23 protein-coding genes are annotated in these 25,563 nt (G+C 66.3%); 13 read left to right on the plus strand and 10 right to left on the minus strand.

Annotation, left to right across the window (positions count from 1 at the left end):
• Window positions 1-165 precede the first annotated feature (165 nt).
• Window positions 166-1,368 carry a winged helix-turn-helix domain-containing protein gene (locus AB4Z16_RS12300; protein ID WP_441511633.1) on the plus strand — a complete coding sequence of 401 codons (1,203 nt, stop codon included), beginning with the start codon at window positions 166-168 and terminating at the stop codon, window positions 1,366-1,368.
• A 103-nt stretch (window positions 1,369-1,471) separates the two neighbouring features.
• Entirely contained in the window at window positions 1,472-2,170 is a 699-nt protein-coding gene (locus tag AB4Z16_RS12305; protein WP_441511634.1) for a DUF930 domain-containing protein, read from the plus strand.
• A gap of 12 nt (window positions 2,171-2,182) precedes the next feature.
• Here the strand turns inward: AB4Z16_RS12305 and AB4Z16_RS12310 are convergent, their stop codons facing one another.
• The 5 genes from AB4Z16_RS12310 to AB4Z16_RS12330 all read right to left on the minus strand — a co-directional run bounded on the left by AB4Z16_RS12310 (window position 2,183) and on the right by AB4Z16_RS12330 (window position 6,361).
• Complete coding sequence (locus AB4Z16_RS12310) at window positions 2,183-2,587, minus strand: (deoxy)nucleoside triphosphate pyrophosphohydrolase (RefSeq protein ID WP_441511635.1); 405 nt, start codon at window positions 2,585-2,587, stop codon at window positions 2,183-2,185.
• 11 nt (window positions 2,588-2,598) lie between these two features.
• Complete coding sequence (locus AB4Z16_RS12315) at window positions 2,599-3,069, minus strand: carboxypeptidase regulatory-like domain-containing protein (protein ID WP_441511636.1); 471 nt, start codon at window positions 3,067-3,069, stop codon at window positions 2,599-2,601.
• Window positions 3,070-3,110: 41 nt separating this feature from the next.
• Window positions 3,111-4,040 (minus strand): DMT family transporter, encoded by a 930-nt coding sequence (locus tag AB4Z16_RS12320; protein ID WP_441511637.1) that lies wholly within the window; start codon window positions 4,038-4,040, stop codon window positions 3,111-3,113.
• On the minus strand, window positions 4,021-5,271 hold the full coding sequence (gene argJ / locus AB4Z16_RS12325; RefSeq protein WP_441511638.1) for a bifunctional glutamate N-acetyltransferase/amino-acid acetyltransferase ArgJ: 1,251 nt from the start codon (window positions 5,269-5,271) through the stop codon (window positions 4,021-4,023). Before argJ ends, AB4Z16_RS12320 begins: the two co-directional genes overlap by 20 nt.
• Before the next feature lie 232 nt (window positions 5,272-5,503).
• Entirely contained in the window at window positions 5,504-6,361 is an 858-nt protein-coding gene (locus AB4Z16_RS12330) for a peptidylprolyl isomerase (RefSeq protein ID WP_441511639.1), read from the minus strand.
• Window positions 6,362-6,731: 370 nt separating this feature from the next.
• Between AB4Z16_RS12330 and secA the strand changes: the two genes are divergently transcribed.
• On the plus strand, window positions 6,732-9,515 hold the full coding sequence (gene secA, locus AB4Z16_RS12335) for a preprotein translocase subunit SecA (RefSeq protein ID WP_441511640.1): 2,784 nt from the start codon (window positions 6,732-6,734) through the stop codon (window positions 9,513-9,515).
• Window positions 9,516-9,614: 99 nt separating this feature from the next.
• Here secA and AB4Z16_RS12340 read toward each other — a convergent pair whose 3' ends face one another.
• A complete protein-coding gene (locus AB4Z16_RS12340; RefSeq protein WP_441511641.1) occupies window positions 9,615-10,667 on the minus strand; it encodes an acyltransferase family protein in 1,053 nt (350 codons plus the stop codon).
• 178 nt (window positions 10,668-10,845) lie between these two features.
• Window positions 10,846-11,343, minus strand: coding sequence for a c-type cytochrome (locus AB4Z16_RS12345; protein ID WP_441511642.1), 498 nt, complete (start codon window positions 11,341-11,343; stop codon window positions 10,846-10,848).
• 555 nt (window positions 11,344-11,898) lie between these two features.
• Here AB4Z16_RS12345 and AB4Z16_RS12350 point away from each other — a divergent pair.
• From AB4Z16_RS12350 to serA, 4 genes are all read left to right on the plus strand, one after another.
• Window positions 11,899-12,900, plus strand: coding sequence for a DMT family transporter (locus AB4Z16_RS12350; protein ID WP_441511643.1), 1,002 nt, complete (start codon window positions 11,899-11,901; stop codon window positions 12,898-12,900).
• Between the two features lie 773 nt (window positions 12,901-13,673).
• Window positions 13,674-14,654 carry an SPFH domain-containing protein gene (locus AB4Z16_RS12355; protein ID WP_441511644.1) on the plus strand — a complete coding sequence of 327 codons (981 nt, stop codon included), beginning with the start codon at window positions 13,674-13,676 and terminating at the stop codon, window positions 14,652-14,654.
• 7 nt (window positions 14,655-14,661) lie between these two features.
• Window positions 14,662-15,108 carry an NfeD family protein gene (locus AB4Z16_RS12360; RefSeq protein ID WP_441511645.1) on the plus strand — a complete coding sequence of 149 codons (447 nt, stop codon included), beginning with the start codon at window positions 14,662-14,664 and terminating at the stop codon, window positions 15,106-15,108.
• A 107-nt stretch (window positions 15,109-15,215) separates the two neighbouring features.
• Window positions 15,216-16,475, plus strand: coding sequence for a phosphoglycerate dehydrogenase (gene serA, locus AB4Z16_RS12365; protein WP_441511646.1), 1,260 nt, complete (start codon window positions 15,216-15,218; stop codon window positions 16,473-16,475).
• Window positions 16,476-16,493: 18 nt separating this feature from the next.
• Here serA and AB4Z16_RS12370 read toward each other — a convergent pair whose 3' ends face one another.
• The gene (locus AB4Z16_RS12370; RefSeq protein WP_441511647.1) at window positions 16,494-16,670 is read right to left on the minus strand and encodes a hypothetical protein; all 177 of its coding nucleotides are present in this window, start codon (window positions 16,668-16,670) and stop codon (window positions 16,494-16,496) included.
• Between the two features lie 190 nt (window positions 16,671-16,860).
• On the opposite strand from AB4Z16_RS12370, the gene AB4Z16_RS12375 reads away from it, so the two are divergent.
• Together AB4Z16_RS12375 and AB4Z16_RS12380 are read left to right on the plus strand one after the other, a co-directional pair.
• Window positions 16,861-17,868, plus strand: coding sequence for an LLM class flavin-dependent oxidoreductase (locus tag AB4Z16_RS12375; protein WP_441511648.1), 1,008 nt, complete (start codon window positions 16,861-16,863; stop codon window positions 17,866-17,868).
• Between the two features lie 154 nt (window positions 17,869-18,022).
• Window positions 18,023-18,490, plus strand: coding sequence for a Fur family transcriptional regulator (locus tag AB4Z16_RS12380; RefSeq protein ID WP_441511649.1), 468 nt, complete (start codon window positions 18,023-18,025; stop codon window positions 18,488-18,490).
• 24 nt (window positions 18,491-18,514) lie between these two features.
• Here AB4Z16_RS12380 and AB4Z16_RS12385 read toward each other — a convergent pair whose 3' ends face one another.
• Together AB4Z16_RS12385 and AB4Z16_RS12390 are read right to left on the minus strand one after the other, a co-directional pair.
• Window positions 18,515-18,787 (minus strand): GNAT family N-acetyltransferase, encoded by a 273-nt coding sequence (locus tag AB4Z16_RS12385; protein ID WP_441511650.1) that lies wholly within the window; start codon window positions 18,785-18,787, stop codon window positions 18,515-18,517.
• 16 nt (window positions 18,788-18,803) lie between these two features.
• Window positions 18,804-20,423 carry an OpgD/OpgG family glucan biosynthesis protein gene (locus tag AB4Z16_RS12390; RefSeq protein ID WP_441511651.1) on the minus strand — a complete coding sequence of 540 codons (1,620 nt, stop codon included), beginning with the start codon at window positions 20,421-20,423 and terminating at the stop codon, window positions 18,804-18,806.
• 278 nt (window positions 20,424-20,701) lie between these two features.
• Here AB4Z16_RS12390 and AB4Z16_RS12395 point away from each other — a divergent pair, with 278 nt between their 5' ends.
• From AB4Z16_RS12395 to AB4Z16_RS12410, 4 genes are all read left to right on the plus strand, one after another.
• A complete protein-coding gene (locus AB4Z16_RS12395; protein WP_441511652.1) occupies window positions 20,702-21,262 on the plus strand; it encodes a glyoxalase superfamily protein in 561 nt (186 codons plus the stop codon).
• 793 nt (window positions 21,263-22,055) lie between these two features.
• Window positions 22,056-23,201 carry a type III PLP-dependent enzyme gene (locus AB4Z16_RS12400; RefSeq protein WP_441511653.1) on the plus strand — a complete coding sequence of 382 codons (1,146 nt, stop codon included), beginning with the start codon at window positions 22,056-22,058 and terminating at the stop codon, window positions 23,199-23,201.
• A 233-nt stretch (window positions 23,202-23,434) separates the two neighbouring features.
• On the plus strand, window positions 23,435-23,971 hold the full coding sequence (locus AB4Z16_RS12405) for a GNAT family N-acetyltransferase (RefSeq protein ID WP_441511654.1): 537 nt from the start codon (window positions 23,435-23,437) through the stop codon (window positions 23,969-23,971).
• A 151-nt stretch (window positions 23,972-24,122) separates the two neighbouring features.
• Complete coding sequence (locus AB4Z16_RS12410) at window positions 24,123-25,559, plus strand: homospermidine synthase (protein WP_441511655.1); 1,437 nt, start codon at window positions 24,123-24,125, stop codon at window positions 25,557-25,559.
• Window positions 25,560-25,563: the final 4 nt, after the last annotated feature.

Consider the following 25,563-nt stretch of genomic DNA (forward strand, 5'->3'; position numbering starts at 1 on the left):
GACGTGCTCCATCTCTTTGTTTTGCTGCATTTTCTTCACGCGAACCGGTGTCCGCCTCGCTCGAAAATGCTCTGGCGGCCGGGGCTCTCGCTCCCGCCACGGGCTGTCAGCGGCTGCGGGCTGCGCCCCTTACGGCGCGGCGCGGACGAGGCTAGCCTGCGGATCATGCCTCCACGACCCCGCAAGCCCCTTTCCCTGACGATCCAACAGGCCCGGCGCATCTGGCTGCACGCCCAGCGTCTCGATACGCGCGAGCCCTTCGGGGCCGGGCCTGCCGCGGCGCGGGCGGCGGTCGAGCAACTCGGCTATGTGCAGATCGACACGATCAACGTGATCGAGCGCTGCCACCATCACATTCTCTATGCCCGCATTCCCGGTTATCGCCGGGCCGATCTCGCCCATCTGCAATCGATCGAGAAGAGCGTCTTCGAATACTGGACGCACGCCCTGTCCTACGTGCCGACCCGCGACATCCGCTATTTGCTGCCGGAGATGAAGGCGCATCGCGCGGAGCCGAAGCGTTGGTCGGCAGTCGGTGCGCGCGAGGAGACGCGCAAGCTCCTGCGCCGCATCCGCAAGGACGGTGCGCTGACGATCCGGGACATCGAGGAGGAGCTGATCGAGAAGGCGCATCTATGGGCCAGCAAGAAGCCGTCCAAGGGCTTGCTGGAGCGCGCCTTCTACGACGGCGAGCTCGCGATCTCCGCGCGCTCCGGCATGCTCAAGACCTATGAGCTGTTCGACCGGCACTTCCAGTGGGAGAAAAAGCCGACACCGGCGAGCGAGCGGCAGGTCACCGCCTACAAGCTCGACCGTGCCCTGCGCGCGCAGGGGCTCGTCAGCCTCGATTCCGCCTGCCATCTCGACGCGCCCAGCAAGAAGGCGGTGGCCGAGCTGATCGCGGCCCGCGTCAAGCGCAAGGAACTTGTCGAGGTCGCGGTGGAGGGCGCCGGCAAGACGCAGCATTGGGCGACGCCGGCATCGCTGGAGCTGTCGGAGGCGCCGGAAGAGACGCTGATCCACATCCTCTCGCCCTTCGATCCGCTGATGATCCAGCGCAAGCGGGCGAAGCTCTTCTTCGATTACGCCCATATCTTCGAGGCCTATCTGCCGAAGGAGAAGCGGGTCTACGGCTATTTCGGCCTGCCGGTACTGGCGGGGGACCGTATCGTCGCGGTGCTCGACCTCAAGACCGACCGCGCCGCCGGCAAGCTCCTGATGCAGCAATGGAGCTGGCTCGACGGTTATGAGGCGCCGGCGCTGAAGGCCGCGATCGAGGAGGAGCTGCAGCGCTTCGAGCGCTTCCAGCTCGGGCGGGGCGAAGCCGAGGTCGAGCCGCTGCCCGAGATCACAAAAATGTCGGCTTGATCGGCGCTGTTGCGCCCATCGGGGGCGGAAGGCGCGAAACGAGCGGATGACGGCGAATTTCCGGACCGGTGATTTCGTGCCGCCGCAGGATGCGGCCTGAGCCATGTCGGCCGCGATTCGCATGCGCCGGGCGATGCCCGATCCCGGCCTGCCAACCGCATTGCTCGTCCATGTGGCACTGCTGGCCTGGCTCGCTTTCGTCACTGTCCAGCAATTCGACCAGACCCCGGCCTTCGTCGAGCAGAGCGTCGATGTCGAGCTGCAGACGCCCGAGCAGTTCGAGGCGATGATGCGCCCGCCGCCACCGCCACCCGCGCCGCCGGCCGAGCCTGCTCCGGTGCTGCAGTCGGCTCCGCAACTGCCCCTGCCGTCAGCCCCGGCACCCGCGGAGCCGCGGGCCTCGGCCGAAACGGACGGGCTGGTCCGGCCGCGGCGCCTGCTGTCGCAGCAGGTTCTGGCCGATCCGCGCAGCCGGGAGACGTTGGCGCTGCTGCCGCGGCTGGCGCCAGATGAGCGCGCCGAGCAGCTCTGCGGGCTGGAGGCCATGGGCCAGATCCATGCCTGGCAACGCAGCTACGAGCCCGACCGCGTCAGTGCCTATGCAACGGCCGACACCCGCTATGCCGGCCATATCATGCGGGCGGAGGGGGCGGCTTTCCGCAGCAGGCGTCGCTGGTACGGACTGCGTTTCGAGTGCACGATTTCCCCCGATCTCAAGCGGGTGACGGCGTTCGCCTTCCAGGTTGGCGATCCGATTCCGCAGGCCCGCTGGGAGGCGCTCGGCCTGCCGGCCGTGCACTGAGGCAGCGCGTCGTCAGGCGCCCAGCAAGTCGATCAGCGGCGGAATCAGCGGCTCGTCGGCCGGCGGCATGGCGAGATCGCGCAGCTTGCCGGGGCGGACCCATTTCAAAGCCTGGCCCTCGCGGGAGGCGACGCTGCCTTCCCAGCGCCGGCAGATATAGAGCGGCATCAGCAAGTGAAATTCGGGAGAGGCGTAGCTGGCGAAGGTCAGCGGCGCGAGGCAGTTCTCCTTCACGGCGATACCGAGTTCTTCATGAAGCTCGCGGATCAGCGCCGGCTCCGGCCGCTCGCCGGCTTCGAGCTTGCCGCCGGGGAATTCCCAGAGGCCAGCGAGCGCCTTGCCCTCGGGGCGCCGCGTGACGAGCACGCGGTTGTCGGCATCGATCAAAGCGCAGGCGACGACGAGGAGCAGCTTCACGGAGGTGGGACTCAGTTGCCGGAGAGGATGACCTGGACGGGCTCGGTTTCTTTGCCCGTCAGCGTGACGCTGTCATAGACCAAGCCGCCCTCCCGCGTGAAGGCGTTCTCATCGCCCCAAATCACCTGGGTGGTGACGAAATAGGAGCCCGGCGCGACCTTGTCGAAGGCGAAGCGGCCATTGGCCTCGGCCTTGGTCGTGCGGGTGTATTCGGCATAGGCCGGATCGACCGTGTCAGCAGCCGGGTAGGCGTGATGCGGGACGTATTTGCCCTGGCCGTAGAGATTGGCGAAGCGCTCGCGGGCAAAACCGGTGGCGGGGATGAGGCGCACGACCTGGCCGGCGGCGTTGACCACCGTGCCGCTCGGCTTGGTGCGGAAGGCATGTCCGGCGATGACCCCGTTGCCCGGCTTCTTGATGACGGCAGCCTCGTCCGTGGAGAACGCCACAGTAGCCGGCTGGCGCTCGACGCAGCCAGCCATGGCGGCTCCAGCCAAGATGGCTGCCGCGATAGTCCCGATCCTCATGAGGCCCCCACCTTGCGCGGCGCCGTCGTGACGAGGAAGACGCCGGCCAGGATGATGCAACCGCCCAGGATTTGACGCAACCCCAGGTGTTCATGCAGGACGATGACGCCGAGGATCACCGCTACCGTTGGCACGAGATAACCGGTCATCGCGGCCCGCGTCGGCCCCGCCGCGCGGATCAGCCGCATGAAGACGGTCACCGGGATAGCGGTGGCGACGATGCCGAGGGCCAGCATCGCCGGCAGATGGCCGCCAAGCGGGACGAAGGCCGCGGGGCCGAGCACGACGAGCGTCAGCGCGGTCGCGATGGTGCCGGAGAACATCTGCTGGCCCAATGCGAGCCGGGCCGGATCGCCCGTCGCGGTCGGCACGGTGCGGACATAGAGATTGGCGACGGCGTAGCTCAGCGTCGCGCCGATCATGGCGAGGACGCTCAGCGCGGTGCCGCCGCCCTCGAACAACCGAGGGCCGATCAGCAGCGCGACGCCAGTCATTCCAAGCAGGATGCCGCCGAAGCGACGCCGGCTCAGCCGCTCCTCGGAGAAGATGAGATGGGCGGCAAGCGCGGTGACGAGCGGTCCCGCCGACTGGATCATCGCTGCCGGCCCGCTGGCGAGCTGGATCAGCGCGTAGCCGACGAGCACGTTCGGCAGCCAGCCATTGGTGGTGCCCAGTACGAGCCAGGGCAGGATCTCGGCGCGCCGCGGCAAGGGGCTGCGCCCCCGCCCCAGGCTCCAGAGCGACAGCACGGCAGCGCCGAGCAGGCCGCGGCTGGCGGCGATCGCCAGCGCCGAAACCTCGCCGCTCATCAGCTTGATGAACAGGTAGCTCGACCCCCAGAGCAGGGAGCAGATCGCGAGGTTGACGGCGATGAAGCTGCGGCTGGGTTCCTGCTGCGGCGCGGCCTCAGGAGCGATAGTCGCCATTGATCTCGACATAGGCCTTGGTCAGGTCGCAGGTCCAGACCGTGGCCTTGCCGCGTCCGATGCCGAGATCGGCTGTGATGACGATACTGTCGCCCTTCATGTAGTCCGACACCGCCTGCTCGTCATAGGACGGAGCGCGAGCACCCTGCTTCGCCACGAGGATGTCGCCGAAGCCGATATCGAGCCTGTCGCGATCGGCCGGCTCGCCGGCCTTGCCGACGGCCATGACGACGCGGCCCCAATTGGCGTCCTCGCCGGCGATGGCGGTCTTGACCAGCGGCGAATTGGCGATGGAGAGCGCGACCCGCTTGGCCGAGCGGGCCGACGCCGCGCCGCTGACGCGCACCTCGACGAATTTCCGCGCGCCCTCGCCGTCCTTGCAGACGAGATGGGCGAGTTCCAGCAGGATCGAGTTCAGCGCCCGCTTGAAGCCGGAGAGGCGGGTATCGTTGATTTCGGTGATGGCGGGCACGCCGCGCTCCGCTGCCTTGCCGGTGGCGAACAGCATCAGGGTGTCCGAGGTCGAGGTGTCGCTGTCGACGGTGACCGCGTTGAACGAACCCTTCACGCCCTTGGAGAGCATGGCCTGGAGCACGGGCGCGGCAATCGGGGCATCGGTGAAGACGAAGGAGAGCATCGTCGCCATGTCCGGCGCGATCATGCCGGCGCCCTTGGCGATGCCGGCGATGACCACTTCCTTGCCGTCGATCTTGGCCTTGCGGGTCAAGGCCTTCGGAAAGGTGTCGGTGGTCATGATCGCCTTGGCGGCGTCGATCCAGGGGCCCTCAGCGGCACGCTTGGCGCAATCGTCGAGCACACCCGTGAACTTGGTCGCGTCCAGCGGTTCGCCGATCACGCCGGTCGAGGCGATGAAGACCTCCTGCGGCTTGCAAGCCGCAGCCTTGGCGGCGATCTCGGCGGTGAGCTTGACCGCGTCACGACCTTTCAGGCCCGTGAAGGCGTTGGCATTTCCGGAATTGACGACGATGGCGCGGGCAGAGCCTTGCGCGAGGTTCTCGCGGCACCAATCGACCGGGGCCGACGGGCATTTCGAGCGCGTGAAGACTCCGGCGACCTGGGTCCCTTCGTCGAGCAGCGCGAACCAGACGTCCTGGCGGCCCTTGTAGCGGATGCCCGCCTCGGCGGTGGCGAAGCGCACGCCCGGAACCGGCGGCACCTTGGGCTGGCGCTTCGGCGCGAGCGGGGAAACGGGGACATCCTTGCCGGCCATCGGAGCTCCTCCTGCGGAGCACTGCTCGAAGACCGGCGAATCGTTTACTCACCGGGGCAGTGCGTCTCGTTCAGAAGCCGTCTGCCGCAGGCCGATGACGAAAACAAGAAGGGCGGCCGCAAGGGCCGCCCGCAAAATTGAGGGTTTGCGCCATGCTCGGGCTCGCCCGAGCACCTCTCACCGGAGATTCTCGGCTCTGCGCTTTGCCTCGCCCGAGAATGACGACGTCGGATCAGTTCTTCTTCGGCTCGGCAGGCTTGGCGGCATCCGGGGCCGGAGCGGCGGGCACCGCCGGCTTGTCGAGGCGCTCGATCTTGGCCTTCTCGCGCATGGCAAGCACGAGGTCCTGCTGGGCCTTGCGCTCGAGATACTGGTCGATCTGCGGCTTCACCGAGGCGAAGTCGGGCAGCGGCTTGGAGCGCTTGTCCTCGAGCCTGATGACGTGCCAGCCGAACTGGCTCTTCACCGGCTCGGAGACCTCGCCCTTCTTCAGCTTGAAGGCGGCCTCGGCGAATTCCGGCACCATGCGGTCCTTGGTGAACCAGCCGAGATCGCCGCCCTCCTTGCCGGAGCCCGGATCCTTCGAAACGTCGGCGGCGACCTTGGCGAAATCTTCGCCCTTCTTCAGCCGCTCGACCACGGCCTTGGCCTGGGCCTCGTCCTCGACGAGGATGTGGCGAGCATGAACCTCTTCCTCGGGCGTCATCGCCTTGGTGGTCTCGTCGAAGAGCTTCTTGGCGGCGTCGGCGGTGACGGCCTTCTTGCCTTCGCGCGTCAGGTACTCGTCGAGCAGCACCTTCTCGCGATAATAGGCGAGGCGGGCCGCGAAATCGGGCGTATCGGTGATCTTGGCGTCGGCCGCGGCCTTGGCCCCGAGCTTGAGGTCGACGAGATAATTGATGACCTCGTCGCGCTTGCGGTCATCGGGGAGCTGGGCGAGGCGCTCGCCGAGATCCTCGCTGGCAAGCTGGATGTCCTTCTCGGTAATGGCGATGCCGTCGACCTTGGCGACGACCTTGTCGGCCTGGGCGAAGGCCGGTCCAGTCAGCAGCGCGAAGCCGAGGAAGGCAATGAGACGGGCTGAGTTCATGAGTGACGGCCTTTCGTCGGAAAACCCGAGACGCTTTGGCGGCTGCACTGCCAGCTGAACGCGGCAAAGGCAAGGCGGTTCAAGCGATTGCAGCGACCGATCACGCAGCTTTGCACCGCCCGGAGGGGCGCGCGATGCCGCAACGTCGTGCGATCTCAAGCTTCCGCCCTTGGAAGCAGCCGGGAAAACACCCACATCCAGAGCCGAATTCACTTGCCGTTTCGCTGCCGATTGGACGAAACGCACGCTGGACCCTGCCCGCGCACGCGTCTAAACACGCGGTCGCATTTCGAGAATACCGGGCTTCCGACCCAGGCGCGAAAGAGGTCCGCGCCGGCCGGGGGCTCAAGCATCACCTGAAAGGCCCAACATGCTTGGCGCGCTCGCAAAGAAACTCTTCGGCTCGTCGAATGACCGCCGCGTCAAGGGCTACCAGCCCCGCGTCGCCGCGATCAACGCCCTCGAGAACGAGATCGCCGCGCTGAGCGACGAGGCGCTGAAGGCGCGCACCGACGAGTTCAGGCAGCAGCTTGCCAATGGCGCCAAGCTCGACGACCTGCTCGTGCCGGCTTTTGCCACCGTTCGCGAGGCGGCCAAGCGCGTGCTCGGCCAGCGCCCCTACGACGTCCAGCTCGTCGGCGGCATGGTGCTGCACGAGGGCGCCATCGCCGAGATGAAGACCGGCGAAGGCAAGACGCTGGTCGCGACCCTGCCGACCTATCTCAATGCGCTCGAAGGCAAGGGCGTCCACGTCGTCACCGTCAACGACTACCTCGCCCGGCGCGACGCCGAGTGGATGGCGAAGCTCTACAACTTCCTCGGACTCACGGTCGGCATCATCGTGCACGGCCTCGATGACGAGGAGCGCCAGCGGGCCTATGCCTGCGACATCACCTACGGCACGAACAACGAATTCGGCTTCGACTATCTCCGCGACAACATGAAATACGACGTCGCGCAGATGAGCCAGCGCGGCCACCACTTCGCCATCGTCGACGAGGTCGACTCGATCCTGGTCGACGAAGCGCGCACGCCGCTGATCATTTCCGGCCCGCTCGACGACAAGTCCGAACTCTATGTCGCGATCGACAAGGTGCTGCCGGGCCTCGTCGCCGGCGATTACGAGGTCGACGAGAAGCAGCGGACGGTGGCACTGACCGAGACCGGCAACGATCATATCGAGGAGCTGCTGCGCGAGGCCGAGATATTGAAGGAGGGCGATCTCTACGACGCCCATAACGTCACGCTGGTCCACCACGTCAACCAGGCGTTGCGCGCGCATTCGCTGTTCACCCGGGACAAGGACTACATCGTCCGCAATGACGAGGTGGTCATCATCGACGAGTTCACCGGCCGCATGATGCCGGGGCGGCGCTATTCGGAAGGGCTGCACCAGGCGCTTGAAGCCAAGGAACAGGTCACCGTCCAGCCCGAGAACGCGACGCTGGCCTCGATCACCTTCCAGAACTATTTCCGGCTCTACGGCAAGCTCGCGGGCATGACCGGCACGGCGGCGACCGAGGCCGACGAGTTCTTCCAGATCTACAAGCTCGAGGTCGTCGAGATTCCGACCAACGTCCCGATCGCCCGCAAGGACGAGGATGACGAGGTCTACCGCACCTTCGAGGAGAAGGTCCGCGCCATCATCCGCGAGATCCAGGCGGCGCAGGCCAACGGCCAGCCGATCCTGGTCGGCACCACCTCAATCGAGCGCTCCGAGCTCGTCGCCGGCATGCTGGAGAAGGCGGGCTACAAGCTGCTCGACTTCACCGACCCGACGGCGCTGGAGCCGGTCTACCAGGCGGCGCGCGAGGGCAAGACGACAAAGGCCTTCGCCGTTCTGAACGCCCGCTTCCACGAGCAGGAGGCCTATATCGTCGCGCAGGCTGGCGTGCCCGGCGCGATCACCATCGCCACCAACATGGCCGGCCGCGGCACCGACATCCAGCTCGGCGGCAATGCCGATATGCGGATCAATCACGACCTTGCCGGCATCGAGCCGGGCCCGGAGCGCGACGCCAAGGCGGCGGCGATCCGCGCCGAGGTGGCCGATTTCAAGCAGCGCGTCCTGAAGTCCGGCGGCCTCTACATCGTCGGCACCGAGCGCCATGAGAGCCGGCGCATCGACAACCAGCTGCGCGGCCGCGCCGGGCGCCAGGGCGACCCCGGCCGCTCGAAGTTCTTCCTGTCGCTGCAGGACGATCTGATGCGCATCTTCGGCTCCGACCGGATGGACGGCATGCTGACGAAGCTCGGCCTCAAGGAGGACGAGGCGATCGTCCACCCCTGGATCAACAAGGCGGTCGAGAAGGCGCAGGGCAAGGTCGAGGCGCGCAACTTCGACATCCGCAAGAACATCCTGAAGTACGATGACGTCATGAACGACCAGCGCAAGGTGGTCTTCGAGCAGCGCCGCGACTTCATGCGCCAGGCCAGCGTGCGCGAGACGATCGACGACATGCGCCACGGCGTGGTCGAGGATGTCGTCGCCCGCCACATCCCGGAAGACGCGTATCCCGAGCAGTGGGATACTGCCGGCCTCAAGCAGGAGGTGATCCAGTCCCTCAACCTCGACCTGCCGGTCGAGGACTGGGCCAAGGAAGAGGGCATCGCCGACAGCGAGATCCGCGAGCGCATCCGCAAGCTCGCCGACGAGGATTATGCCGGCCGCATCGAGCGCAACACCGACGAGGTCATGACCTATGTCGAGAAGCAGGTGCTGCTGCAGTCGCTCGACCATCTCTGGCGCGAGCATCTGGTCACGCTCGACCATCTCAGGCAGGTCATCGGCTGGCGCGGCCTCGCCCAGCGCGACCCGCTGCAGGAATATAAGCAGGAAGCCTTCGAGCTGTTCGACGGGCTGATCGGCCAGCTGCGCCAGCAGGTCACCGGCCATCTCTCGCGCGTCGAGGTCCGCTTCGAGCAGCCGGAAGATCAGCAGGCTCAGCAATTCGCGCAGGACGGTGCCGGCTCAGGCTTCGGCGGCGGCGACTACGGGGGCGGTGGCGTGCAGTTCGCCGCGGTCGATGCCGATACGGAGGTTCTGGACCGCAACCCGGCCGATCCGGCGACCTGGGGCAAGGTCGGCCGCAACGAGCCCTGCCCCTGCGGTTCCGGCAAGAAGTTCAAGCACTGCCACGGCCAGTTCGTCTGAGGCAGCTTTTCCCGCTGACGATCCCCGCGCCCGGCCCTGTGCCGGGCGCAATGCGTTTCAGGGCCGCTTGCGACGTTTCGCGGCGACATTTGCCGCCGATCAGAGCGAGGAGCCGATCTCCTGCTGTCTCGCCGAGCGGGGCCGCGTGCCGAGCCATGCCGGGCGTGCGAAAAGAAAAGCCAGCGGCGTGCCCCTGACCAGCCGGTGCAGCAGCAGCGGCACGGCGACTGAGATCGCGGTCAGCAGCAGCGCGGCGACGCCGGGGTCGAGCGGGATGCCGGAGCGCAGCAGCACGGCCCGCCCGATCACCATCGGCAGGAAGAAGGCGAGATAGATCGGCAAGGAGTTGCGTCCGCAATAGTCGAGCCAGGGCAGCTGCCCGGCCACCAGCACCGCGCTGAGCAGGATCCCGGCCACTCCGGCGATGCCCAGGAGCAGGTGCACGCCCGGCGCCGCATTCTGGACGTCGTGGCCGAGAAAGGGCGTAGCGAGCGCGCTGAGCGCGAACCAGCCGGCCCAGATCGCGAAGGTCTTGCGGCGATGGTCCGCAGCCCTGTCCGCGGCGGCGCGGATTTGCGCCGAGAACACGGCTCCGGCGAGGAAGAAGACGAAATAGGCGGTGAACTGGTCGGGCACCATCCAGCCGGTGCTCAGCGGGGCGAGCGCCAGCAGCGCTGCCGCGATCAGCGCCGCATGGCGCCAGCGCCAGACGGCCTTGGCAACGGCGAAAAACACGGTGAGCAGATAGATGAACCAGAGCACGCCGAAGGGATCGACGAGACCGAGCGCATAGTCCTGCGCGAACCCGGAGAAGCCTGCCTCGCCCCAGGGCGGAAAGCGCATGAGCGCGTTGATGGAGAACCAGAGCAGGTAGAAGTAACTCAGCGGCACGATCTTCCGGTCGAGGAAGGCGTTCCAGCCGAGCCCGACGAGACGTGGCACGAACAGGCCCGAGAGCAGGAACAGGCCGGGCATGCGGAACTGCTTGGCCCAGGCGATCAGCGGGTCGATCCAGCTCTCCTGCCCCGTGGCGCCTTCGAGCCCGCCGGCCACATGCATCAGCACGACCAGGATGATGCAGATGCCCTTGCCCGTATCGACCCAGCCGATGCGGCTGGCCGGGCGATGGGGCGTTGCAGTCGTTTCAGCCATGATGCCGGTTCCTCCAAGCGGAGCTTGGCACGGCCGGCTTAGCAGGGGGTTAGCATCGCTGCCGGGCAGGATCGGGTGCCGTTAAGCTTCCAGCAAGGGTGGCGAGCAGCCTTGTGAGGGGCAGACACGGCTTGGATGGCCCGGCCGCTTCGAGCCGACAATCCGGCCGGGATTGTGCTCACTGCTCCTTCTCATAGGCGGCATATTGCTCGGCCGACATGCCCGGAAGCTTTTGCACGAAGGCGACGACGGCCCGCAGGTCCTCGTCGCTATGGGATTCGGCGAAGGCCGGCATCCCCGTCATCCGAACGCCGTTCTTGACGATCCAGAAGATCTCGGCAGCGCTCCAGCGCTGGATCGTGTCAGGCAGGAATGGTGGCTCTGGATTGAGGCCCTTGCCGATATCGACCGGGTCCTTCCCCGGGCCGCCATGGCAATAAACGCAGGTCTCGTCGTAGAGGCGGAACCCGCGGGCCATGTCGGTGGACGGTGCCGGCGCGGGCACGCTGGCCGCCTGGCGAGCCACCGATTGGCGCATGGCGGTCTGCAGCAGGAAGAAGACCGGTGCGCTGTGTGGTTCGCGGGCGGCGATATTGACGAGGCCGCCGAAGACGACGGCGAGGCCTGCGATGGCCAGGAGGATGAAGGCTGAGACGAAACCGGCGATGAATCGCATGGCGCCCTCCCGCGCGGGATGCGGCCCGGCTGTCGCTTCGTTGCCGGGCGACCGTTATGCTGCGGCTGATCGATGCTACCTGAATGATAGAGGGGCGAACAGCGCCTGCCGGCCGAGGCTGGCTTCATCGTTGTCCGAATTGTCCCGCGACTGGCCTTTCACCGTCCGGGCGGGCAGATTGCGCTCCTGAACTAACGAAAGGCATTCCCGAACATATCCGTCTGACGAGCCGGCGCGCCTATGCCCGGCTGCATATAGGCCGGCCCATCCGCCCTTTTGCTGGGAACGGTATCTTGCGTGACGCAACCGACTGGCCCGAGAAGGATGAGCACCACGGTGACACAGCGTTTCAGCACGGCGAACTCCTTCGTTGCATTTCGGAACCAGCGCCAGGCGCCTTCTTCGGAGCGCTCCGCATTTCCCCTATTATTCGTACGCCTTGAAGCTGGAAAGCTGTCCCTTGGGACGATCTGCGACAGGAGATCGAATTTCGCTGTCGCATGACGGCAGGCGCGTGACGGTGACAATCGAGAGCAGACATGACCGAGGTCCGGCTTGGGTCGGGAGCTGCCATGCTGTTGGCGTAGCGACTGGCCTGCGATAACGCTCGGATCATCCTGCCACCGGCGACTGCCCCTCATGAACGATGCCTCTGTATCTGCCTCCGTCGTCTCCGCACGGAGCCTTGGCGCCGCGCTTTTGCTCGCGGTTATGTGGGGCTTGTCGATCCCGATCACGAAGTTGGGCCTGTTGACCTTGCCGCCGCTCGTTCTTACCGGGCTGCGGTTCCTGATTGCGATACCGCTGATGTTTCTTCTCGTAGTCGGGAAGCAGCGATTGCCTTTGAAGGCTTTACCTCGCGTAGCGGCGCTGGGAATTCTTGGCATTGGCATCGGCCAAGTCGCACAAACATTCGGCGTAGCCGGTACATCTGCTTCGGTGGGCACGACGATCTCGGCGGCTATCCCGGCTTTCGTCGTCATCTTCGCGGCCCTGCGGTTGCGGCAACCGGTGACCATCGTGCAGGCGCTCGGCATTGCCGCGGCCTTCATCGGCATCGGTTTTGTCGCTTGGGGGCGCGGTGAGGCTTCCTCGGCCGCGACGCAAACGAGCCTGTCCGGTGCCGCGCTCGTACTGCTTTCAGCGCTGACGATCGCCTTCTACTATGTCTGGAGTGTCGAACTGTCGGAGCGGCACGGCACAGTTGTCGTCGCTGCGTGGAGCACGCTGTTCGGCTTCCTCGCACTCTCGCCTTGGACGATCTGGGAATTGATAGAAGTGCCGTTCCAGTTGACGGTCGTCGGAGTGTCGTCCGCTCTCTATCTCGGCGTCATGGTCACGGTTGCCGGGCTCTTCCTCTGGCTACATCTGCTACGCACTCTTCCTGCCCGGATTGCCGCCAGCATCCAATACCTCCAGCCGATCATCGGCGTGGCTGCCGCCGCCCTGATCTTCGGGGACCGGCTGGGACCGCTCTTCATCGTCGGCGTCGTCCTCGTGCTCGCGGGGTTGACGCTCACGGTCGCGACGAAGCGGAAGGGGCAGCTGTCCGCTTAGGGTCGAAAGCGGACTCCCACTGTGCGACCATGGCGGTGGTTTTCGCACGAACTTATCCTCGCCTCACAATCCATGCCTATGCTCGGCCCACCTCATCCCCGAGGGGCGGCCACCCGGAGGTATGCCAGGGGCGGGAGGAGGTTCGGCGCCTGCGGGTGGAGTTACGATCCACTCCCGGGAGGCTTCGGGGCACCGCCCTGGGGGTACTACGGCCCCTGTGCGAGGAGCTCGCTGGAAGGTTGGGGCAACCAGGGTCTGGCGCGGAACGGATGACAAGGCGATGAGCCGAACTGATCCGCGAGGCGCCGGGCACGAGTGCCCCAGCCGTATAAGCGCGGCCCGGAGTCAGAAATCGCCGATGAGCGGAGCGCCACGGGGCGTGCGGAAGGTGGCTCGATCCTTCCGCGCCGCATCCTGGCTCAATGGAAGCGGCCCGATACCCACGCGCCTCGCGGCGCTCCGCTGCCCCTCAGATTGAAACGACCGCGCGCGAGCACGGGCGGGTGAAGACCTATGGGCGGGAGGCGCTGCCGTCATGGTCGGGCCTGTCCCGACCATCCACGTCTTGGAACCGGACTGCCGCTCGACGCGCGCAAGACGTGGATGCTCGCCACAAGGGCGAGCATGACGGTGGTGTTCCGTTCGATGGCGCAGGCCGGCCAGCGGAAGGCAGCGTTTGGCCGCCAGCCCTCCTTGCATCCGCTCGCGTCAACCGCCAGTTTGGGCGCTGTCACGGGCAGGGGCGGCGCCGACAGCGCCGCGAGGGGCGTGGGATGGATCTGTCGGGCTACAATATCGCTGTCATCGTCGTCGTGGCGTTGGTCATCCTGACGATCGCGCGCGGCGTCCGCACCGTTCCACAGGGCTACAATTACACCGTCGAGCGCTTCGGCCGCTATTCGCGCACGCTGAGCGCCGGGCTGGGCCTGATCGTGCCCTATATCGACCGCATCGGCCACAAGGTGAATGTGATGGAGCAGGTGCTCGATATTCCCTCGCAGGAGGCGATCACCAAGGACAATGCCGGCGTGCGCATCGACGCCGTCGCCTTCTTCCAGGTGCTCGACGCGGCAAAAGCCAGCTACGAGGTCGCCGCGCTCCACGATGCGCTGATGCTCCTGACCATGACCAATATCCGCACCGTCGTCGGCTCGATGGACCTCGACCAGCTCCTCTCCCACCGCGACGAGATCAATGAGCGGCTGCTGCGCGTCATGGACGCCGCCGCTTCGCCCTGGGGCGTCAAGGTCACGCGCATCGAGATCCGCGACATCCTGCCGCCGGCCGACATCGCCGGCGCCATGAACCGGCAAATGAAGGCCGAGCGCGAGAAGCGCGCCACCGTGCTGGAGGCCGAGGGGCAGAGGCAGTCCGAGATCCTCAAGGCCGAGGGCCAGAAGCAGGCGCAGATCCTCGCCGCCGAGGGCCGCAAGGAAGCGGCGCTGCGCGACGCCGAGGCGCGCGAAAGGCTGGCCCAGGCGGAGGCGACCGCGACCGCCATGGTTTCGGAGGCGATCAGCCGCGGCGACATCCAGGCCGCCAATTTCCTCATCGCCGAGCGCTATACCGATGCGCTGAAGGCGATCGCCAGCAGCAACAACAGCAAGGTGGTGATCGTGCCGATCGAGGCCGCAGCGCTCGCCGGCACGGTCGGTGGCATCGCCCAGCTCACCAAGGCCGTGTTCGGCGAGGAGGCGGTGGCGCAGCGCCGCGGCTCGGGTTCGGTGCCGGCCGCGAGCCGGACGGGCGGCTGAGGCGGCCATGCCGGAGTGGCTGATGAACCATAGCGGCTGGCTCTGGGCGATCCTCGGCCTGCTGCTGATCGGCGGCGAGGTGCTGGCACCCGGCGTCTTCCTGATCTGGCTCGGCCTTGCCGCGCTCGTCACCGGCGCGCTCGCCGGCCTCACCGGCATGGGCTGGCAGGCGGCGATGCTGGTCTTCGCTGTGCTCGCCGTCATCTGCGTCCTCGCCGGACGTCTGCTGACCCGCCGCCGGAGCGAGGAGCCGGATGCCGCGACCGGCCTCAACGACCGTGGCCGCCAGCTGATCGGCAAGGTGTTCCGGCTGGAGGCGACGATGACCGGCGGCGAGGGCCGTATCCGCGTCGGCGATTCGTCCTGGCGGATCATCGGGCCGGAGCTACTGGCAGGGACGGAGATCAAGGTCGTACGCGTTGAGGGCTCGACGCTGGTCGTGGAGAAGGCATGAGGTTTTTGCATCCGATGCGGGGTTTTTCGCGTCGACGTTGCGTCTAAGGCGTTGGCCTCGCGCGCCACGAGGACTATAGCAACCGCTCCCTCACGAGCGCAGCAGCCATGACCAGCCTCAGCGAACGCCTTTCCCTTCCGAAGGACCGCATCAAGGTCCTGCTGCTGGAAGGCATCAACGATTCCGCCGTCGAACTGCTGCAGCAGGCCGGCTACTCCAATCTGGAGCGGCTGCCCAAGGCGCTCGACCGCGAGGCGCTGCTCAAGGCGATCCAGGGCGTGCATGTGCTCGGCATCCGCTCGCGCACGCAACTGACTCCGGAGGTCTTCGCCGCTGCCGACCGGCTCTTCGCCGTCGGTTGCTTCTCGGTCGGCACCAATCAGGTCGATCTCGAGGCGGCGCGCCAGCAAGGCGTGCCCGTCTTCAATGCGCCGTTCTCCAACACCCGCAGCGTCGCGGAACTCACCATCGGCGAGATCGTGATGCTGCTCCGGCGCATTCCGGACCGCTCGCGTTCTGCGCATGATGGCGGCTGGGACAAGTCGGCCAACGGCTCCTTCGAGGTGCGCGGCAAGACGCTCGGAATCATCGGCTACGGCAATATCGGCAGCCAGCTCTCGACGCTGGCCGAGGCGATGGGCATGCGCGTGATCTACTACGATCACACCGACCGGCTGCGCCATGGCAACACCGAGCCTACGAAGAGCCTGAACGCCCTGCTCGGCGCCGCCGACATCGTTTCGCTGCATGTGCCGGAGACGCCGCAGACCGCCGGCATGATGGGCGCCGCCCAGGTCGCCAAGATGAAGCAGGGCGCCTACCTCATCAACAACTCGCGTGGCACCGTCGTTGATCTCGACGCGGTCGCGGCGGCGCTGAAGAGCGGTCATCTCGCGGGTGCCGCGGTCGATGTCTTCCCGATCGAACCCGCCTCCAACGCGGAACGCTTCGTCTCGCCGCTGCAGGGCTGCGCCAACGTGATCCTGACGCCGCATATCGGCGGCTCGACCGAGGAGGCGCAGGAGCGTATCGGCGCAGAGGTCGCACGCAAACTTGTCGACTATTCCGATGTCGGCTCGACGGTCGGCGCGGTGAACTTTCCGCAGGTGCAGATCCCGGTGCGCGCTGTGGGCACGCGCTTCATCCATGTCCAGAGAAACGTGCCGGGCATGCTGCGGCGCCTCAACGACGTCTTCGCGAACCGGCAGGTCAACATCGCCGCGCAGAATTACCATACCGACGGCGAGGTCGGTTATGTCGTCATTGAGGCCGACAAGGTCTCGATCACCGAGGCGCGCGACATCCTGCGCGAGATTCGTGCTCTCGACGGCACGATCCGCGCCCGGCTGCTCTATCAGCGCGACTGACACGCCGGGGAGGGCATTTCAGTCGCGGCCGCCCGGCTTGGTCGGCGTTTCCAAGGCGACAGGGTCACTGGCGGGGAAGGTGTCCTTCAACGCCTGGTTGAGATCGGCGTCCTTGCCGTGCCTGCGCTCAGCCTTGCGCTGTTCCTTCTGCTCCTTGCGCAGGCTTTCCTTGGCCGGATTGGCGGTCGTGGTCATGGTCGCTCCTTCGGCGTGGGTGGCTTTGCAAATCAACTCCGCAGGGCGAGGGGCGTTCCGCCATAACGTCAGCGCAGGCGCGCCATGACGAGCCGCGCCTGCCTCTGGACCAGAGCGCGCAGCCTTCCCATCTGGTGAAGCTCAGCCTTCCCGCCGGCCCTTCGTCCGGCGCCAGCCAGCAGGGGCCGTCATGGTCGCGATCTCCGTCCTCGATCTCGTTCCCGTCGTCGAAGGGGAGGGGCCGCGCCAGGCGCTGCTCAAGTCGATCGATCTGGCGCGCCATGCCGAGAGGCTCGGCTACACCCGCTACTGGGTGGCAGAGCACCACAACATGGTCGGCATCGCCAGCGCGGCGACCTCGGTCGTCATCGGCCAGCTCGCGGCGGCGACCAGCACGATGCGCATCGGCGCCGGCGGCATCATGCTGCCAAACCACGCTCCGCTCGTGATCGCAGAGCAGTTCGGCACGCTGGAAGCGCTCTTCCCCGGGCGCATCGATCTCGGTCTCGGCCGGGCGCCCGGCACCGACCAGCTGACGCTCAGGGCGCTGCGCCGCAGCCCGATGTCATCAGACAGCTTCCCTCAGGACGTACTGGAACTGCAGGCGCTGTTCGCGCCGGCCGGGCCCAACCAGGCGATCCGCGCGGTGCCGGGGGAGGGGCTGAACGTGCCGCTGTGGATCCTCGGTTCCAGCCTGTTCGGCGCGCAGCTCGCGGCGGAGCTCGGCCTGCCCTACAGCTTCGCCTCGCATTTCGCGCCCGATGCGCTGTTGCAGGCGCTCGCGGTCTATCGCGAACGCTTCAAGCCTTCCGAGCAGCTCGCAACGTCCTATGCGATGCCGGGCATCAATGTCGTCGCCGCCGAGACCGACGAGGAGGCGCGCCATCTCGCGACCTCCCTGCAGCAGCGTTTCGTCGGAATGGTCCGCGGCGCGCGTGGCAAGCTCCAGCCGCCGATCGACGATATCGAGCAGTACTGGTCACCGGCGGAGAAGGCGCATGTCTCGCAGATGCTGCGTTATGCCTTCATCGGCTCGCCGGAGACGCTGAAGCGTTCTCTCGGCGCCTTCATCCGCGAGACCGGCGCTGACGAGATCATGATCACCGCGCCAATCTTCGACCACGAGAAGCGCAAGCGCTCGTTCGAGCTGGTGGCCGGAATCGCGGCTGATCTCCGCGCGGCGCGGAGCGCAGCCTGAGAGCGGCAAACCTGCCGGATGGTCCGTCATGTTGCGCAACATGACGGACGTAGCGGCCATTGCGATAGAAAATCATTTGCAATAATAATGCAAATGAGAGTGATTATCATATAGGCGAATTTGCAAAATCACTCGTTCGCGGTATCTCCGTGACATGATCGAAGTGGACCGGCGCGTCGCCGTTTTCGAAAACCAGCTCAAGGGGGCCGGGCTGCGCATGACGCAGCAGCGGCGGTTGATCCTGCGCGTGTTGGCGGAGGCGGATGATCACCCCGATGCGAAAGGCATCTTCACGCGCGCCTTCGCCCTCGATCCGACACTCTCGCTCTCGACAGTCTATCGCACGATGAAGGTGCTGGAGTCGCAAGGGGCGATCGAACGCCACGCCTTCGAGGACGGCGTCTCGCGTTATGAGCATGCCGGCCAGGAGCATCACGACCATCTGATCGACATCGATTCCGGCGAGGTGATCGAATTCTCCTCGGACGCGATCGAGGAGCTGCAGCGGCGTATCGCCGCCGAGCTCGGCTATGAGCTCGTCCGGCATCGGCTGGAGCTCTATGGGCGCAAGATGCCGCCGGCCAAGACGCCGGCGCAGCGCAAGAGCCGCAAGCAGAGCTGACGCGCTCCGACCTGGGCCGATGCTTCAGCCGTCGATGATGTCGTCGTATTCGCGATGCTTCGCGATCCAGCCCTTGAGGAACTCGCAGCGGACCACGGCCTTGCGTCCGCTCGCGCGGAGCAGCTCGAAGACGCCCTTCGCCAGACGCGAGCCGACGCCCTGCCCGGCGAACTGCTCGGGCACCTCGGTATGAACAAGCACCACCCGATCACCGTCCAGCCTGTAGGCAACGAGGGCCGTGCCGCCATCGAGCGCCAGTTCAAATCGGTTCTGTTCAGGTCTCTCGACGACGTCCATGGTCGGCTCCTTCAGATCAGCCTTGCGCGTCCGAACGCCAGGGATAGCTCCAGGTTTCGGTCAGGGCCTTGCCGCCGCTCTTGAGGAAGGCGCGCATCTCGGCGAGCTGGCCGGGCTCGACCACGACATCGATGAAGGCGCGGAAGCCCTTGGTCTTCTGGTTCGGCACGATGAAGGCGCGATCGATGCGGCCATAGGCGATCGAGGGCACGATCTCGACCTTTTCCGGCTGCTTGACGTGATAGTCGAGGTCGCCGCCGGCGAAGTCGACGATGAAGCGGCGGGCGCCCTCCGTCACCGGCTCGCCCGAACCCAGCGCCTTCGGCTTGGCCTGGTAAGTGTTGATCACCCGCCCGCCCGGGTGCAGATCGCTGGAGTCAAGCATGGCGGTGAGCTTGTAGGCGAAAGAGAATTCCTTGCCGGGTTCAAGCGGCGTCTTCGGCGCCCAGAGCGCAACGACATTGTCGTTGGTCTCGTCCGAGGTCGCCATCTCGATCAGCTCGACGACGCCCTCGCCCCAGTCGCCCTGCGGCTCGATCCAGTAGGACGGGCGCAGCTCATAGGCGAGGTCGAGATCCTGATAGTGCTCGAAGGTGCGGTCGCGCTGCATCAGGCCGAAGCCGCGGACATTGCGCTCGACGAAGGAGGAGACGGCCTGCTGCTTGGGATTGCGCAGCGGGCGCCAGATCCACTCACCGCTGCCGGAATGGATCATCAGCCCGTCCGAATCATGCAGCTCGCTGCGGAAATCGTCGAAGAAGCGGCGGTCGTTCTCCCCCGTGAAGAACATCGAGGTCAGCGGCGCAAGGCCGAGCTTCTCGATCGGGACGCGCGGATAGAGTGTCGCCGCAACATCGATCACCGTGTCGAGATCGGGATAGATGGTGAAGCGGAAGGCGCCGGTCACCGAGGGGGAGTCGAGCAGCGTGTGGATGATGACGCGCTCGGCATCGGCCGTGGGTTGCTCGACCCAGAACTCGCGGAAGACCGGGAATTCCTCATTTGCCGTGCCAGCCCCGATCGAGAGCCCGCGTGCCGAGAGGCCGTAGCGCTGGCCGCGGCCGAGCACGCGGAAATAGCTGGCGCCGATGAAGGAGATCAGCTCGTCGAAGACGCGGGGGTCGTTGAGAGGATAGTGCAGCCGGAAGCCGGCGAAGCCGAGATTGACCGGCAGCGGCTTGTCGAACTTGACCTTGCCGTAATCGAACAGGTTGGCGGCATAGGGCACAGGGGTCGGCACGCCGTCGCGGACTACGTTCACCGTGACCGGCCGGGTGAACAGGAAGCCCGGATGGAACATCTGCATGCGGAAGGGCGAGCCGTTCTGAGCGAGCAATGCCCGCTCGGGCCGGAAGCGGATGTCGCGCCAGGCATCGTAGTCGAGCTTCGCCAGCGCCTCGGGCAGGCTCGCGCTCGGCTCATAGGCGACGGCGGCGATCTCGCGCGCCCGGCGCTGCACGTCCTCGAAGCTGAAGCGCGGCTGCGGCGCCGCGTTCTGAGGCGGCTGCGGCTGGGGCTGGCCTTGCGGCGGTGTCTGAGGCCGCGGCTGCTGCGCCAGAAGGACGGAGGGCGCTGCCGAAAGGCAGAGCGCGGCTGAGAGTCCCCCCAAAACCCGGCGGCGATCTGTCATGGTCATGCGTGGTCCGTATTCCCCGTCGCGGCTGTCCGCGAAATTGAGCAGCAGCCGAGACTTAAGGCCATCAAATGGGGCCGGTCTAGGGCATCCGCCATTGACAGGAGATGAAGATATCGCAACCTTCGCGACCGGCCGGATGCGGCCAGCCGCTCGCGCCCCGAAGGGGCAAGGTGAACGCATCCAGATGAAGTCCCTGTCCTGATCCCGATCGACTCGTGGACGGATATCGGCAAGGCGAGCCCCGATCACTCCCGTCCGCAGCGAGAAGGATCACGACGATGCGTAGCTTCCGCGATGCGAAGCAGATGGCGAAGAGCCTGCGCGAGACCATGGCCGCGAGGCAGGTGACGCTCTCCCATTCCGAAACCCTCGAAATCGTGGCGCGCCAGTTCGGCTATGACGACTGGAACGTGCTGGCGGCGAAGATCGGGGACACCGCGCCCGATGCGCCGGCTGCGGCGACCGACGGGGCCGTACGTCTGCAGATGGGGATTCCGGTCCTCAGGATCTTCGACGAGGCCAAGGCGAAGGAGTTCTACCTCGACTTCCTCGGCTTCACGATGGACTGGGACCATCGTTTCGGACCGAACATGCCGCTTTATATGCAGGTGTCGCGCTCCGGCCTGCAGCTCCATCTCTCCGAGCATCACGGCGACGCCAGCCCCGGATCGACCGTCTTCGTCTGGATGGTGGGGATCCATGCCCTCCATGCCGAGCTGATCGGCAAGCGCTATACCTATTCGAAGCCGGGCATCGAGGAGGATGGGCCGGGCGGGCGCACCCTGCAGGTGCCGGACCCCTTCGGCAACCGAATCCGGTTCTGCGAAAAGCGTGGCTGACGCGTTCGACGAATGATCGGTGCCGAAGCGCGCACCGCACCGCCATGCTCGCCCTTCTGGCGAGCATCCACGTCTTGAACCCGGTGTTCGACCAGCGAAGACGTGGATGGTCTGGACAAGCCCGACCATGACCGGAGGGACGTGTTCATAGACTCCGTGCTTCTCTCTCAGCGAAGCCCGGAGCGCACGGCATGAATTCCGCATCGACATGGCACATGCTAACCCATAGCCGGCGAAGAGCTTTTTGCCGTTAATCCGTTCCCGAATGGGCTCGGATCGACCCTGCAAAAAAATGCGGCTCAGGGTGCACAAAACACTTGTGGTCCGGGGCCGGCATCCGTATATCGCGTTCACCCAATTCGCACGTGCCTGTGGCCGCGTGCTGGTCGGTGGGCATCCGGACAAGAGGCCGGACAGCCGCCAGGGGTTGGAAGACGGATGGAGGGGATGGACATCCCTCAAATCACGCTTCCCGTTTCTCGCAAGAGAGACGTTCCCCGACACAGACCAGCAGCCGGAGGCAAAACCGGCGAACCCCGAATCTCCACGGGGGACGCAGCTTAAAGCAACGACGGAGCGGGCTTTTTTGGTCTCGCCGGCTTTCCACAGGCCGGCACCGAAGAGGCTTGTCCTTCATTGCCGGCCGTGCGGGGTCTTCCCCAATCGAACGGTGTTTCGGGTCCGGACGTTTCGTCCGTTGTCGAAGGCGTCTCCACAGCGCCTTGCGATGACAGCGATTCGTTCGGCGATACATCGCATCGACGCCGCTTGCGTCGTAGGGGAGTCGCGTCTCATGACCGACCGCATCCGTGAGTTTCTTCGCACCCGACGTGAGGACGGGCCCTGCGTCGTCATCGACACCGATGTCGTGCGTGAGAATTATCATGCCTTCGCCCGCGCGCTGCCCGACACCCGCGTCTTCTACGCGGTGAAGGCTAATCCGGCGGCGGAAGTGCTCGCCCTGCTGGCCAAGCTCGGCTCCTGCTTCGATTGCGCCTCGGTCGTCGAGATCGAGCTCGCGCTCGCTGCCGGCGCCACCGCCGACCGCATCTCCTTCGGCAACACCATCAAGAAGGAGCGCGACGTCGTGCGCGCCATGGAGCTCGGCGTGCGTCTTTTCGCCGTCGACTGCACGGCCGAGGTCGAGAAGGTCGCTCGTTCTGCCGAGAAGACCGGCACGACGGACGCGCGCATCTTCTGCCGTATCCTCTGCGACGGCGCCGGCGCCGACTGGCCGCTGTCGCGCAAGTTCGGCTGCGTGCCCGAAATGGCCGCGGACGTGCTCGAGCACGGCCATCGCCTCGGCCTGCTGGCCTATGGCATCTCGTTCCATGTCGGCTCGCAGCAGGCGAATGTGAACGCCTGGGATTCCGCCCTGGCCTCGGCCTCGGCGATCTTCAAGGAGTGCGCCACCCGCGGCATTTCGCTGTCGATGGTCAATTTGGGCGGCGGCTTCCCGGCGCGCTACCTGAAGCCGATTCCGGGCGTGCCGTCCTATGGCGATGCGATCTTCCGGGCGCTGTCGAAGCATTTCGGCAACCAGCTGCCCGAGACGATCATCGAGCCGGGCCGCGGCATGGTCGGCGAAGCCGGCCTGATCGAGGCCGAGGTCGTGTTGATCTCGAAGAAGGCCGAGTCGGACGAGGTCCGCTGGGTCTATCTCGACATCGGCAAGTTCAATGGTCTCGCCGAGACCATGGACGAGGCGATCCGCTACCCCATCCGCACGACGCGCGATGGCGATGCGACCGTCCCGTGCGTGCTCGCCGGCCCGACCTGCGACTCTGTCGACGTCATGTACGAGAAGACCCCATACATGCTGCCCTTCTCGCTGGAGATCGGCGACAAGGTGCTGATCGAAGGCACGGGCGCCTATACGACGACCTATGCGTCCGTCGCCTTCAACGGCTTCCCGCCGCTGAAGCAGTACGTCATCTGACGGAAAGTACGGGGCGGCTTCCGCCGCCCCCATGCCAATCGGGTCCGGCGAAGCGCCCTGCCGCATGGCAGGCTGTCCGACGCCAGTCGGGTGGAGCGTTCGTATCTCCAGAACGGAGATGCGGGCGTGGCTCCCGCCGGACCCCCTTCCACACAATCCATCCGCTTGTGGCCGCGCTCGCGCGGCGCCGGGAAGGTCTGCGTGAGCGCAGGCGCTCCGGCAGGAGGTGCGTCATGATCACGATCCGCGACGAGATCGCCAACGACATTCCCGCCCGCGAGGCGCTGCTTGACCGTTGCCTGGGCGAGCGCCGCACCGCCAAGTCCAGCGAGCGCCTGCGCGAGGGCCGTCTGCCGGCGCAGGGGCTTGCCCTGACCGCCGAGCGTGACGGCGAGCTGCTGGCGACGGTCCGCCTCTGGCATGTGGAAGCCGATGGCGTGCCGGCGCTGCTGCTCGGCCCGCTCGCGGTCAAGCCGGAACTCCAAGGCGAGGGGCTCGGCAAGGCGATGATGCGCGAGGCGCTCTGGCGTGCGGCCTGCCGCGGGCATGGCGCGGTCATCCTCGTCGGCGACGCGCCCTATTACGCACGGTTCGGCTTCGATGCGGCGTTGACCCGCGACCTCGCCATGCCCGGCCCGGTCGAGCGCGAGCGCTTCCTCGCCATCGAATTGCGCGAGGGCGCGCTCGATGGTGCAAGCGGCGTGCTCGTAGCCGGCGGTGCCATGATCCCAGCGGCCGTGGAAGCGGACGAGGTGGCGCAGGCCGCCTGACGCTTCACATCCATCGTCATCGCGCCGTCATCGCCCGGCGCTTTCCATGCGCTCACCCGCATGGAAGGCGTTCCGGCGATTGACGGCGCGATTTTGCGCCCATACGACCCTTTCGACCTTTTTTACCCCCAGAACCCAGGAGTTACAGAGAATGACGAATTGGCCCGTCTACGGCGAGATCACCGGCCCGATCGTGATGATCGGCTTCGGCTCGATCGGCCGCGGTACGCTGCCGCTGCTCGAACGGCACTTCAAGTTCGACAAGAGCCGCTTCGTCGTCATTGCTCCCGATGATTCCAATCGCCACCTGCTCGACGAGCGCGGCATCCGCTTCATCCAGGAAGCGCTGACGCCGGCTAACTACAAGGAGATCCTGGAGCCGCTGCTGACCGCCGGCGGCGGGCAGGGCTTCTGCGTGAACCTGTCCTGCGATACCGGCTCGCGCGATCTGATGGAACTCGCCTCCAGCCTCGGTGCGCTCTATATCGATACGGTCAACGAGCCCTGGCTCGGCTTCTATTTCGACGAGAGCAAGGGCCCGGCCGAGCGCTCGAACTATGCGCTGCGCGAGATGACGCTCGCCGCCAAGCGGGCGCGCCCGGCGGGCAGCCCGACGGCCGTCTCCTGCTGCGGCGCCAATCCCGGCATGGTCTCCTCGCTGGTGAAGCGGGCACTGACGAACCTTGCCGCCGATATGCGTCTCAATGCGACGCAGCCGAACACCCGTGAGGAATGGGCGGCGCTGATGCAGCGCGTCGGCGTCAAGGGCATCCATATCGCCGAGCGCGATACGCAGCGTTCGAAGAACCCCAAGCCGCCGGGCGTCTTCGTCAACACCTGGTCGGTCGAGGGCTTCATCGCGGAAGCCGTGCAACCCGCCGAACTCGGCTGGGGCACCCACGAGAAGTGGATGCCGGCGAATGCCCATGGCCACGAGACAGGCTCGCAGGCGGCGATCTATCTGATGCAGGCCGGGGCCGAGACCAAGGTCCGCAGCTGGTGCCCGACGCCCGGCCCCCAGTACGGGTTCCTCGTGACGCATAACGAGTCGATTTCGATCGCGGACTATTTCACCGTGCGCGACGAGACCGGCAGCGCCATCTTCCGGCCGACCTGCCACTACGCCTACCACCCGGCGAACGATGCCGTGCTCTCGCTGCACGAGATGTTCGGCAATGCCGGCCGCCCGCAGGAGGAGCAGCACATCCTCGAGGAGAACGAGGTTGTCGACGGCATCGACGAGCTCGGCGTGCTACTCTACGGCCATGAGAAGGGCGCCTACTGGTTCGGCTCGCAGCTCTCGACCGAGGAGGCGCGTTCGCTCGCGCCCTACCAGACCGCGACCGGTCTGCAGGTGACCTCTTCCGTGCTCGCCGGCATGGTCTGGGCGCTGGAGAATCCGCGCGCCGGGATCGTCGAGGTCGAAGAGCTCGACTTCAACCGCTGCCTCGAGATCCAACGGCCCTATCTCGGGCCGGTGAAGGGCTATTACACCGACTGGACGCCGCTCGATGGCCGTCCGGGGTTGTTCCCGGAGGATATCGATACCAGCGATCCCTGGCAGTTCCGGAACATCCTGGTTCGCTGACGAT

Source organism: Allobosea sp. TAF32 (assembly GCF_052113585.1).
Taxonomy (GTDB): Bacteria; Pseudomonadota; Alphaproteobacteria; order Rhizobiales; family Beijerinckiaceae; genus Allobosea.